This is a genomic window from Alteromonas gracilis (genome assembly GCF_036870955.2).
Taxonomy (GTDB): Bacteria; Pseudomonadota; Gammaproteobacteria; order Enterobacterales; family Alteromonadaceae; genus Alteromonas; species Alteromonas gracilis_A.
Genome location: NZ_CP145482.2, coordinates 1,884,479 through 1,897,595, shown reverse-complemented (window position 1 = coordinate 1,897,595; position 13,117 = coordinate 1,884,479). Strand labels below are relative to the sequence as shown.

Below are 13,117 nucleotides of genomic sequence, written 5' to 3'. Positions count from 1 at the left end.
TCACTTTAATTTTGTGTCGTAACGGCTGTACTAAAACAGAGTTAGATACAATGAAAAGAATGTTGATTAATGCAACTCAGCAAGAAGAGTTGCGCGTTGCCCTCGTAGATGGGCAGCGGTTGTACGATTTAGATATTGAAAGTCCAGGGCACGAACAAAAGAAAGCGAATATCTACAAAGGTAAAATAACCCGCGTAGAGCCCAGCCTAGAAGCCGCTTTTGTCGACTACGGCGCAGAGCGTCACGGTTTCCTACCTCTAAAAGAAATTGCCCGCACCTACTTCCCTAAAGGTTATAAATTTGAAGGCCGTCCTAACATCAAAGATGTTATCAAGGAAGGTCAAGAAGTTATCATTCAGATTGATAAAGAAGAACGTGGCCAAAAAGGCGCAGCACTAACAACGTTTTTATCGCTAGCAGGAAGCTACCTTGTACTTATGCCAAATAACCCTCGTGCAGGCGGTATTTCACGTCGCATTGAAGGTGATGAGCGCACTGAACTTAAAGAGTCGCTAAATAAGCTTGACCTTCCTGACGGTATGGGTCTAATTGTGCGTACTGCTGGGGTTGGCAAGTCTTATGAAGAGTTGGAGTGGGATTTAAAGGTCTTACTTAAACACTGGGAAGCAATTTCAGAGGTAGCAGAAGAACGTGAAGCCCCTTTCCTTATTCACCAGGAAAGTAACGTAATTGTTCGCGCTATCCGCGATTATTTGCGTCGTGACATTGGCGAAATCCTTATCGATAAAACCAGTATTTACGAACAAGCACTACAGCACATTCAGCTTGTGCGCCCTGATTTCGCTAACCGCGTTAAACTTTACCGTGGCGAAGTACCACTTTTCAGTCACTACCAAATTGAGAGCCAAATTGAATCGGCTTTCCAGCGTGAAGTTCGCCTGCCATCGGGTGGTTCTATTGTTATCGACCCAACAGAAGCACTGACGTCAATTGATATTAACTCTGCGCGCGCTACTAAAGGCGGTGATATTGAAGAAACCGCACTAAACACTAACTTAGAAGCCGCAGACGAAATTGCTCGCCAACTTCGTTTACGCGACCTCGGCGGTCTTGTTGTTATTGACTTTATTGACATGACACCTGTGCGCCACCAGCGTGAAGTTGAAAACCGTATGAAAGATGCGGTTCGCAGTGACAGAGCTCGTGTTCAATTAGGCCGAATCTCTCGCTTTGGCTTATTAGAAATGTCGCGTCAGCGCCTACGTCCTTCGCTTGGCGAATCAGCGCACCACGTGTGCCCACGCTGTTCAGGTCACGGTACAATTCGTGGCACTGAATCACTAGCACTATCGATTTTACGTATTCTTGAAGAAGAAAGTATTAAAGAGAATACAGGGCAAATTGAGGCACAGCTTCCTGTCCCTGTAGCAACATACCTGCTCAATGAAAAGCGCAAATCTATCCAGCTACTTGAAAAGCGCCACGGCGTAAATCTGCTTCTTATTCCTAACGCAAACCTAGATACGCCGCATTACCAAGTATTACGTCGTCGCCCGGACGATGTTGTTTCTGACGCAAGTTATGAAGTTGAATTAATGCCTGCGGTTGAAGCAGAAGTAGAAGCAACTACAGCAACGCCGGTTAAACGCGAAGAGCCTGCGCTTAAAGGTCTAGTAGCGCCCACAGCAGCACCTGTGGTCGCACCTAAAGAAGCCCCTGCTGCTGCAAGTACAAGCGACGTTCCTTCTGTATTTGCTCGCATAGGGAAATGGATTAGCGATCTTTTCGGTAGCGAAGAAGAAAAGACGTCTGCTGATGAGAAAAAGCAACAGCCTAGAAACAAAGGCAGCAACACGCGTAATCGAAACAACGATGACCGTCGTCGTAAGCCACGCAATAAGAACAACCGTCGTAACGGTCAGCCTCAGCAAGGCAAAGATGGCGAGCAGCAAGATAATCGCAAATCGCGTAATGAACAACGTTCAGAGCAAGACGACAAGCGTAATAACAAAGGCCGCAAGCAGCGCAAGCCTCAGCAACAACGAGACGAACAGCAAAAGCCTAAGCAAGAAAAGCAGGATGGCGAACAGCAAGAGAGTCAAACGCAGAAAAAGCGTGAAGTTGCAGAGCGCAGAAAACGTCGCGATAAACGCCGCAGCGTAAGAGTGAAGAAAGATGACAATGGCCAGCAAGGCAATGACAATCTTGAAGCACAGCAGTCGGCAACAGACAACGGCGCGACCGAACAGCAACACAAAGCTGCAGGTAGCAAGCCGAAGCAAGCCAAGCAACCTAAGCAAGAAAAACCTGCAAAGGTGGAGAAAGCGGCTACCGCAGACAATCAAGAGCATAAAGAAGACACTAAAGAAGTAGCGCAAAAAGTAGCTGACAATGATGTAAAAGCCACATCTGATGAGACGCTAAACGACGCGCCAGCGGTGGATTCAAAAGAAGCAAACAGTGACGATGGATCTCAAAAGCGTGAAGGCCGTGGACGTTCTAGACGCTCGCCACGCCACGTTCGTGCTGCTGGACAACGCCGTAAAAAAGAGGCACAGCAAACCGATGAGAGTTTAGCTGACAATCAGGCAGCGGCAGAAGAGACGCAAGCCAAGCAGCCTGGTTCACTTGAGCCACAGGCACCAGCAACCAGTGCTGCGCAAGAAGTAGCGGCTCCACAAAAAGCCAATGAACCTGTGGTTGAAGAAACGCAAGCACAAGAGCCTGGCAAATTGGAAGCAGCTGATGAACAGCCTGCTACTCAAGAAGCGAAGCGTGAAGAAGCAAAAGTAGATGTCGAAGCGGTACAGGATGAACTTCAGTTTGAAGCCCCTCTTGCTGCAGAGCCTTCAGCGGACAAAAAATCTTCAGCTGACGAAAAAGCTTCTGTAGACGAAACGTCTAATGACGATGCCCCATCGGCAAATACGGCGGAGGAGCCGTCAGCGGATGAAGAGCCTTCAGCTGACAAAGCACCTTCAGTGGAAGCAGAATCGTTGCCAGTTGACGAACCTTCAACTACTGACACTAATACGTCAGATACGGAAAATACTGCAAAGGCAGACGCCGTTGAAGAGGTCAAAGCGCCAGAACAAGTTGAAATCAACTTGGCAGACGAATCTATACAAGAAGCTGAAACCGGCGAAGAAGCAACAAAAACGTCTGAATCAGCGAAAGCTACAGATGCTGCCTCAGTAAACGCTATAAGCACAAGTTTAGCGGCCAGCGGTAGAGGTAAGCGCAGAGCTTCGCATGCAATGACGCTACCTGCATCAGTAGATGATGCGTTCGTTGATGTTGCACTTACAGCAAAAGCTGATGACGCACGTCCCTCTTTAGTGGTTTCGGGCAAAACTGCAGCCATGGCACAGGTGTCGTCTAAAGCGTCAGCGCCAACAACACTGCCGAAAAGCGCAGATGAGACTGCACCTTCAGCAACGACTGTTGCCGAAGAAGCGCCTGCTGCCGAAGAAGAGAAATAATCCAACAAGTGGTATCTAGGACTTTGATTCAGGTACCGGGTTAGACGAACAAAAAAGCCGCTTTTAAAGCGGCTTTTTCATTCATACTCTCTATTTACCGTCATCTTGCTATTTAACGCGCAAGATATAAGAAGGTTTTATGAACGCCAAAGTAGACAGTCGTTTTATCCAGATAGTCGAATCAGCATGTCGCGGAAAGCTTAGCGATGTGGAAATAATTCAAACCTTGTGGAGCGGCTACGGCGTTTGTTTTCGCGCGTTATTGTCCAAAGAGCGAGACTCCTTTCAGCCACAAGATCTGGCAGATCACGAAGAAGCCTCGGAAGGACCACATCGAATAGTGGCTAAATGCGCTTCACCTCCAAACGAAATGCATCACCCAAGAGGTTGGAATGGTCGAAAGGGTCATTTGCGGAAGTTAGCGTCATTCGCATTCGAAGTAGACTTCTACCGCCATTTACAGCCTTTAACCAATGATCACTGTAAAGTGCCTCAATGTATTGCAGTTAATCAGTGTGGCGATAATACTGTATTGGTTATGGAAGATTTGGCTTATGTGGGGTTCACGGAAACAACAGATAAGCTGTCAGTTGACCATGCAAAAGTCGTTTTGCGATGGCTTGGCGCATTTCACGCGCAGTTCTTAGGGCAAAAAGACGCGATTAATCAAAGAAAAATCAAAATATGGGACGAAGGAAGCTATTGGCATTTGGGCACTCGTGAGGACGAGTACAACGCTATGGACGAAAGTCCACTCAAGCAGGCAGCTTTCAAAATAGCCAAGTCATTGTCAAATGCGACTTATCAAACTGTTATCCATGGCGACGCTAAAGTAGCAAATTTTTGTTTCACGCAGTCTTACAACGCGTGTGCTGCTGTTGATTTTCAATATGTTGGGTTTGGGGTTGGCGTAAAAGATGTCGCATATTTTATTGGAAGTGCCCTTTCAGCTGACGATCAGAAACACCATACAGAGAACTGTCTGACAGTTTATTTCGAAGCGTTAAAGGAAGCTTTCCTTTTAAGAGATGCACAAAAAACAGACTCACTGTCTCAGAGCCTCCAATCTTCTTTTCACCTTTGTTCAAAAATCTGTATTGAAAACGTTATTGCCGAATGGCGAGAGCTGTATAGCGTCGCTTGTGCTGACTTTCATCGTTTTCTAGCTGGGTGGAGCCCCCAGCATTGGAAGATTAATGAACAATTGCAGTTACAAACGAACAAAGCACTAAAACGCATTAACCAAAGTGATAGCTAGGCCGTGTGACACTTGCTGGCAATTTTTCTTAAATTCACGACCTTATAGTGCGCTATTGTCTTTTTATTTACGTACAAGATTAAATAAAGTTAAAACAATAACGCTAAGAATTTACTATGTACAAGCGCAAGCTCTATTTATTTGGCCTGCTTTCAACATTTATTCTACTGATTGCACTAGCCAGTGCTGCCGTATCGGCACATTTAACGCGCACTAACCTTGCACAAAGTCAGCTCGCCCAGGCGTTGCTCTCTGAGCACCAACAATTGTCGAGCATTTCCTATCGCCTTTTCAAGCAGCTTACCGATGAACTTATTTTCGGGAAGAACGCTAATCAGGCAAAGGTTCGCAAAAAACAGCAGCTAATCAATCAGTCGATAGCGCGAATAAAACAACTTGAATTAGAGCAGCGTGATGCGTTGGGAGAAGAAATTACACAAGGCAGCGTTGAAGACACCGACGAACTTGAATTGCTTATACAAAGCATCGTTGATGAATTCAGAGCAATTGCATTAAGTAATGATCGTACTCCTCTTGATCAGCAGCAGCGTCTTCAAAATCTTCTTGAGATGACAATAGACAATCAATTCAGGGAGTCTATAAACTCTGCAGTAATACGCCAAACGCGTGTGGTTAGTGACATAAATGCGCGTATAGAAACACTTAATTCAAGCATTGTGTGGTTTACCATAAGTCTTGGCCTCATCACATGCCCATTTATTGTGTTGGGTTGTTATTGGTTGTTCAACGCGCTCTATCAACCGCTTACTGTTATTCGAACGGGTACTGATGCGATTGCTTCTGGCAACTACGAATACCGCCTTCCTGAAACGCTCGACGATGAATTTACTGACCTAGTTAAGGCATTGAACTCAATGATTGCACGCCTTTCAGAACACGAAGATAAAGCTTCCGCTTATCGAAAACAGCTTGAATTTGAAGTTGAAACGAGAACCAGAGCATTAAAGGAAGCAAACAGCAAACTAACACAAATAGACGCCAAACGACGTCAATTTATGGCGGATGTCAGCCACGAACTACGAACACCTCTCACCATTATTCGCGGTGAAGCACAAGTAACGTTAAGACAACATTCTGCCAGTAACGAGATTTACCAAGAAACGCTTCAAACCATATTAGAGCAATCTGTAAACTTAAGTAAGCTTGTTGATGACTTGCTGTTACTCGCGCGCGCTGAGATGCACGAGTTTAACCTTGACATAGGAAAGTGCGATTTACAGGCCTTACTTCAGCAGCAAACCAATCTGTGGCAGAAAGTAACCAAACCTAGAGACTTTATTCTTAATTGGGGCCCTAACACCCCTCTTCACATATTTATTGATGAAGGCCGTGTTATCCAGGCGTTAACCATACTAATTGAAAACGCTCACAAATATTCACATCCCGAAGCACCTATCACCCTTGAAGTAACAACTAGCAAAGGTGATGTACATATGAATGTTGTTGATAGCGGTGACGGTATTTCATCAAGTGACCTCGCCCATATCTTCGAGCGATTTGTCAGGCTTAAGCGTAAGGGGGACGGCATGGGGTTAGGCCTCTCGATAGCTAAGGCCATTGCAGAAGCCCACTCAGGTCATCTTAGTGCCTCTTCAACACTGGGCAAAGGATCCGTATTCACGCTTTCCCTTCCAATAAACCAACGTGCGCCAACAGAAATACCTGTTCAGCATAACGTCGACAACAACCAAGAGAAGTAACCAAAATGAAAATTCTAATCGCTGACGACGAAGCCCCGCTATTGCGTTTCATATCAAGAGGACTTTCAGCAGAGGGTTACGAGTGTGTAGAGGAAAGCAATTTACATAACTTGGTGACACGCATCAGGCAGGAAACGCTAAGCCATTGCTGTTCTAGACCGCATGTTTGGTGATGAAGATAGTGTAGAGCTATTGAGCTCTATAAAAAGCGTGCCAAACGCCCCTATGGTGCTCCTTTTGACTGCCGTTGACGATGTGAAAGAACGGGTTAATGGTTTAAAGCAAGGTGCTGATGATTACTTGTGCAAGCCATTTGATTTCGATGAACTGCTAGCGCGTATTGCAGCCCTGAGCAGGCGCGTGAATGTTTCAGTTGAAAAAGACCTACTTGCCGTTGGCCCACTAGTAATAGACGAAGAATCTAGAATTGCCAAATTGAATGGCGAAGAGCTTAGCTTAACGAAATTAGAGTACGATACCTTATACTACTTCGTCGAAAATGCTGGGAAAGTACTCTCTAGAGAGAGGATTTTAAGTCGTGTTTGGCGAAGCCATAGCGATCCCCTCACAAATGTGGTTGATGTGTATATTAGTCGACTTCGCCAGAAGCTCAGCGAATGCGATTCACTTCATATCGAAACGTTAAGAGGTAATGGCTACCGCCTAGCTACAAAATAGGCATAGGCTAAAAGTCGATTTAAAGATTAAATTGGCACGAACAACGGTGTAGAGTAATGGGGTTAGCTCTTTGCCGTTGAAAATGGAAGTTCTATGCCACGAGAAGTAAAAAACATACCCCCCAATGAAAACGCAGATGTTGAACACGGTGTCAGTCAGGAGACTACACAGGCCTCTACTCAGGATCTTACCATGGGCTTTACAGGCGCCGATTCAGCTATCACAGCAGAAAGAAAAGACATAGTCACACCCTATGCTTTTGGTGTAGCCGACGCGTTGTTAGGTAAACGCTTGGCCACACCATTTCAGCGCGGCACAGCGCAGTGTATCGACCTTTTATGTGTGGCATTGTTAAGCTCGCTAAACGCGTTGTTCCTTTGTATTATTGCCACGGCTACTTTCTATAAGGCAAGTAATAACCTGACGCACAATGCAAGCAGACGCACTACCCGCGTGTGTCTAAAAGTGGGTGGCACCATTATGTTGTTTTGGACGCTGTTACTCGCACTAGATGTTGCCGTCGATAACCCTAGCCTACAAACTGACACGTCAATCAACGCAGACTACATAGATTACGTAGACAATGAAGCAGATATGCCATCAACGAGCCAAAATTCTCCATACAGCATTGTCGAATGGACAAAAGGCATAATTGCTGAACTTGGCTTAGGGTTTGGTTGGGCCGCACTATACTACAGCGTGTTCACAGCTTGGTTTAATGGAAAAACGCCTGGTAAACGTGTAATGAATATACGAGTGCTAAAACTTGATGGTAGCGGTTTATCATTGTGGGAAAGCTTTGGCAGGTATGGCGGCTATGGCGCTGGCCTTGCCACTGGCTTATTAGGGTTCCTTCAAATTTGCTGGGACCCAAACCGCCAAGCTATTCAAGATAAAATTTCAGAAACTCTCGTCATTGACGCAACAAGCTAGTCAAAAAAAGCCCAGTACACAATACTGGGCTAACACACAACCCTTTTAGGCTTGGGACGACCTGTATAGGGTATCGAATGACCACATAGTCTGGGTCAAGGAGAACACACTAATGAATACTCTCGCATCCATGAGTTCATTATACTTCTCTCTTCTTTCAGAATCATTGGCGCAACATTAATAGAAGATTAACAGAACATTAATAGCCGCTAGCTAGCGTGTTTATCACACTTACCACTGAAGTTTTATTATGTCACTTTGAGCGCCCAACGATTCGACTAATACAAGGTTTTGTTGCTGACTATCTAAATCGAATTGCAATCGAAAGCGGTTGTCGCCAATAGACCAACACGTGTCTTCACTTTCAACCATGTCGTGCGCTTGTGATTTCTTACACAAAAATGCTTCTGGCATAGCATGTTTGGTGTAATAAATATCACCTTTACTTACAAGCCAACGGTTGGGACTTGCAGAGGGGACTCGGCCCCAGTTGCGTTGAGTAAGCCAAACCCCATCGTGTTGCTGCAAACTTACAAGGTCGAGCGTGGGCGTAACGCCATACGCCTTAGAAGCATCTTCGTCAGATAACTTAAACGCAAGCATGTTATCAACGACAGGCATAGATTCGAGTGACGACGTATTCAGTTTAACCACTCGGGGAATGTTATCTGTAATCTCAGTGACATAGAGATGTTGGCTATCTTGAGCCCAAAAGGGATTCTCATATCGTGTTAATGAAGTTGTAAGAAACTTCACCAATGGTGGTGTTTTGTCTACCTTGCCGGAAATCGCCTTTTGTGAACCGTTTTGAGCTGAACCGTGAAAGATTCTCCCGTCACTAATGCCAACAAAATGACGTTCATCTGGTGAAAGAGCCAACGCGTTTATCGTGTATTTCGCATCTAACCTAGCAACGTCTACCGTCGCCCGTTCAGATGTCATTACTTGAAAGCGTTGTTCTCTGCCCTTTAGTGTGACAAAAAACACCCCCTGCGATTTAGAAAAATACTGAGGAAAGTCCTGCGCCCCTGCTCGCTTGAGCAACCGACCACTCTGAAGTAGTGGAGCGATATTCTTACTGCTGCTGTCTGTTACCAAAGCAGCAAGTGGCATTTCTTGCAGATCAAGGAAATTTCCATTGTGTTGCCGCATTACGTAACACCTAGCCCCACACGTAGCGAATACATCAAGGGTGTTTTCAGGTAGCGCCACGGCCTTTGTAAGGCTGTTCGATACTAGAGAAAAACGGGCATGATCGCCAAAAAAACTGGTCATGACAACGTATGCGTTTTCGTGCCAAACAAGTCGACTGGGCACAAACGGAAGTACGCTTTTTCCTGCAACATCCCCAGTTTCAAGATTAATAACGATGAGCGTCGCTTCTTTAGCCACCTCTTCACGCAACAGCGCGAGCCATTTGCCGTCTTCAGATAACGCGGCATTATAGTCACCGCGGCCAGACACATTTGGACTGGTAAGCTTTACCATTGTTTCTTGTTCAAAGTTATAAGCAAATATGCCATGGACTTTACTATCACTCAGTTTTTCAGCCAGTAGTAAGCCCGCGTCATTATGCAGCCAGCCAATAATAAATTTTCCATCAAACTCGCTTGATAGCAATGTTTCGACCTGCTCGACATCCCCATTATCAGAAAAAGAAGAAATGTGAAAACCATACCGACCATCGAGCAACCGCGTAAAAGCGAGTCTGCTTCCATCGGCAGACCAATGGCTGTCACTGTAATTAGCATTATCCCAGCTAAGCCTAGTAACACTGTTGTCATTGAAACGCTTAATATAAAGCTGCTGTGGGCTTGACTTAGTTTCTCGAAATAAGAATGCCAACTTATTCGTGGGTTGGTGAAAATCTGCATTAACTTCAGAGCCCGTTAAGGCTGTCATCTGAGTTACAGTGACCCCTGTTTGACTCGGGTTGGCATGCTTACTTCCGTTTTCGAGCAACGTTAATGCGGTAAAACCAACCGCAAATAAAACAAAAACGCCTATTGTCACTCGCTTCACATTGCTAGGCCGACTAGTTTTATCGCTATCTTTATCGTCTAGTATATCGCGTTCAGTGATTGTAACGGGTGACAACCACTTGTATCCCTGTCGAGGAATGGTTTTCAAATATCTTGGCGCGCGAGCATCATCCCCTAAGCAGTCTCTGAGCTTTTTAAGCGCTGCTCGTATCGACTCATCGGTAACCAGCCTTCTCATCCATACTTCACGTTCAATGGTGTCCCGCGACACGATAACTGTAGGGTGCTGTACAAAAAGCCACAGAAGCGAATAAAGCTGAGGCTCTAATTTAATGATCTGTGAACCCAGATAAAGCCGTTCACTTGCAGGACACAACGTAAAATCACCGAATTGGTATACGACACTATTTTTTGATTTTTTATACATAAATTAATAGGTTAGTGATGTGACTTTTTGTGAACACTACATTTGTTATACCCCATAACAAGAGATAACAAAAGTTTTCTACAACATCTCCGCTTACCCCTATTACCGTGAAAGTGCCTCTTGTTACCTGAATCTTTAAGGAGAAACTTTTGCAGCCAATTACCCCGGCAACCCACACACCATCAATACTGCTGTTACTCTTGATGATATTTACATCAGTGTCAGCAAATAGCGCCCAAGATTTAAGTAAGCTTGATAAAGACATTGCAAAAATTGCTGAGCGATATGACGTACCGTCCGTGGCGTATGCGCTTATTACGCCCAATACCGACACGCATATTAATACTATTGGTTTCGCGGATATTGAAAACCAACACCCTGCAACGCGCAGTACCAAATACCGGATTGCCTCAGTAAGTAAAATGATTGTGGGCATAGCGGTAATGCAGTTGGTTGAGTCACAGCAGGTCAGTTTGGACGACAAGGTCAATACGCTGCTGCCAGACTTAGCATTTGAAAATGCATGGCGCACCACTCATCCACTCAAGGTCAAACACTTACTCGAAAATACCACTGGCTGGGATGATATGTCTTTACGCGAGTACGCCTTTGACAATACGTTGAATGTTTCGCTGAAAGAGGCTTTAGCGGTAAACCCCAATAGTCGTAGTTCTCGGTGGCCGCCGGGTACGAGACATGCATACACTAACACCGCTGCAGCCGTGGCAGCGTTAATTGTTGAACGCATAACAGGTATGCCCTTTTCTTCCTATGCGAAGCAATACATTCTTTCTCCTATTGGCATTAAGAATACGAGTTTTGAAAACTATCCGAAAAACGTCGCATTAGGGTATGACAATCAACAGAACCCTCGCAGGTATAAGCCTGTGCTGATGTCGTACGCGGGAAACGTAACCATGAACATTGCAGATATGACTGAGCTGCTCAAAGCCATGGTTAAACGCGATAACAGGTTATTTAGTAACGAACTTTATGAACGAGTAGAGCATTCGTACACTACCAATTTGGGTTATTTTGAGTCTGGGTACGGTATTTTTAATCACGCTCGCTTTTATGATGGCTGGCTTTATCGCGGTCACGATGGCGCTTTTCGAGGATGGCGCTCTGAACTCGCTTATTTGCCTGCTCACCAATCAGGTTTTGTGGTGTTGCAAAACAGCGATAACGACGCGGCATTTAGACAAATTGTGAATGTGCTGCATAAGTACTTAGCAGATAAGCACTTAGTAACTACAGTCAAACCAAACGATTCGACGGTAGAAAGCCAAGGCGCTGTTTTACCTGATACGCTTGAGGGTTACTATCGTTATCATAACCCCCGAAATCAAGTTCGTTGGTTTCTTGAGAGGCTCATCTCCCCTTACCTACTGAGTATTACACCCACACACACCGTGTTTTCGAGCGCTGTATTCGCTGGCTGGAAGCGCGAATTACGCTATCGACAAGACGGGCGACTTATCAATAATAAGGGGCATGTGGTTGCGATATTTGCTCAAGACCCCGTGCTGGGTGATGTGCTTCATTATGGAGATCGGGTCTTTAAAAAAATATCAGCGTTTGATGCATGGTCTGATAAGTTTGTAGGCGCAATATGGCTTTTATTGGCGTTGCTACTCCTTCCATTTACTCTTATATGGCTAGTTCGTGCATACAAGGGGCGCTATACCTCCCCAGACCAAAGAAACCTGTATTTGAGCCTAGTGTGTTGTGTGCTAATAACATGGATCTTTATAGGATGCTTAACTGCTGGCTTACTCGCCCCAATCCCCCGTTTAGGCTCGGTAACCTTTGTTTCAGTTGGACTAATGATAAGCAGTATTTTGCTTGTACCCACCACCTTGTTCGCATTCTGGAAGCTGGTAACTCACTATGCACTGTTTAACCGTACAACAACACGATTTGTGAGTTCGGCATTTATTGTTGCAAATGCAATTGTTGTCATTTACCTGGGCTGGTTTGGCGTCCTTGGTTTGCGCACTTGGGCTTGATTAATGCACTCAACCAATGAACTTATATGCAGTGCACACGTAGCCAGTATATTAACTGTACTTTAAGAAGTTATTTTCTTTCTTACTAATCTAATGCGCTCATACTTTACGGGCGCTTTAGTATTACCTCGATTAGCAGCAGTTCACTAATCACACACAAAACAATGTTTGTCGCAGTCTGACAAAAAAGCCCGGAGACATTATGAAGATTTCGATGCGCATAAATGGTGATGAGCGCGAACTAGAAGTAGACGGTCAAACGCCGCTGCTTTGGGTATTGCGTGATGAACTTAACATGACAGGCACTAAATATGGGTGCGGTAAAGCACAATGTGGTGCGTGTACTGTGCACCTTAATGGAAATGCCGTTCGCTCTTGTGTTACTCCCATCAGTGCCGTTAACAATAGCACTGTCACTACTATTGAAGGAGTAGATAACAAGACAGCAGCTGCCGTAATGAAAGCGTGGGAATCTTTAGATGTACCGCAGTGCGGCTTTTGCCAGTCAGGCCAAGTAATGAGCGCAGTAGACTTGCTTACGAAAAAGCCCAACCCCACGGATGAAGATATTGACGCAGGCATGGTAAGCAACCTCTGCAGGTGCGCCACTTATGTGCGCATACGTCAAGCTATCAAAAATGCTGCTGCTGAATTGGAGGCATAACC

Annotated in this window: 8 protein-coding genes; 7 read left to right on the top strand and 1 reads right to left on the bottom strand. The window is 45.2% G+C overall.

The features are described from left to right. Positions 1-50 precede the first annotated feature (50 nt). The 5 genes from rne (at position 51) to V6N89_RS09180 (ending at position 8,033) form a co-directional block, all read left to right on the top strand. On the top strand, positions 51-3,443 hold the full coding sequence (gene rne, locus V6N89_RS09200) for a ribonuclease E (protein WP_346993683.1): 3,393 nt from the start codon (positions 51-53) through the stop codon (positions 3,441-3,443). Positions 3,444-3,582: 139 nt separating this feature from the next. Next, entirely contained in the window at positions 3,583-4,701 is a 1,119-nt protein-coding gene (locus V6N89_RS09195) for an oxidoreductase family protein (protein WP_338517290.1), read from the top strand. A gap of 116 nt (positions 4,702-4,817) precedes the next feature. After that, the gene (locus V6N89_RS09190; protein WP_338517289.1) at positions 4,818-6,422 is read left to right on the top strand and encodes a sensor histidine kinase; all 1,605 of its coding nucleotides are present in this window, start codon (positions 4,818-4,820) and stop codon (positions 6,420-6,422) included. A gap of 162 nt (positions 6,423-6,584) precedes the next feature. Then, entirely contained in the window at positions 6,585-7,100 is a 516-nt protein-coding gene (locus V6N89_RS09185) for a response regulator transcription factor (protein WP_338517288.1), read from the top strand. Positions 7,101-7,193: 93 nt separating this feature from the next. Continuing rightward, positions 7,194-8,033, top strand: coding sequence for an RDD family protein (locus tag V6N89_RS09180; RefSeq protein ID WP_338517287.1), 840 nt, complete (start codon positions 7,194-7,196; stop codon positions 8,031-8,033). Between the two features lie 231 nt (positions 8,034-8,264). Here V6N89_RS09180 and V6N89_RS09175 read toward each other — a convergent pair whose 3' ends face one another. After that, a complete protein-coding gene (locus tag V6N89_RS09175; RefSeq protein ID WP_346993682.1) occupies positions 8,265-10,442 on the bottom strand; it encodes a winged helix-turn-helix domain-containing protein in 2,178 nt (725 codons plus the stop codon). A 149-nt stretch (positions 10,443-10,591) separates the two neighbouring features. Here V6N89_RS09175 and V6N89_RS09170 point away from each other — a divergent pair, with 149 nt between their 5' ends. Next, positions 10,592-12,451 (top strand): serine hydrolase domain-containing protein, encoded by a 1,860-nt coding sequence (locus V6N89_RS09170; RefSeq protein WP_338517285.1) that lies wholly within the window; start codon positions 10,592-10,594, stop codon positions 12,449-12,451. Positions 12,452-12,653: 202 nt separating this feature from the next. Next, positions 12,654-13,115, top strand: a complete 462-nt coding sequence (locus tag V6N89_RS09165; RefSeq protein WP_346993681.1) for a (2Fe-2S)-binding protein — start codon at positions 12,654-12,656, stop codon at positions 13,113-13,115. Positions 13,116-13,117: the final 2 nt, after the last annotated feature.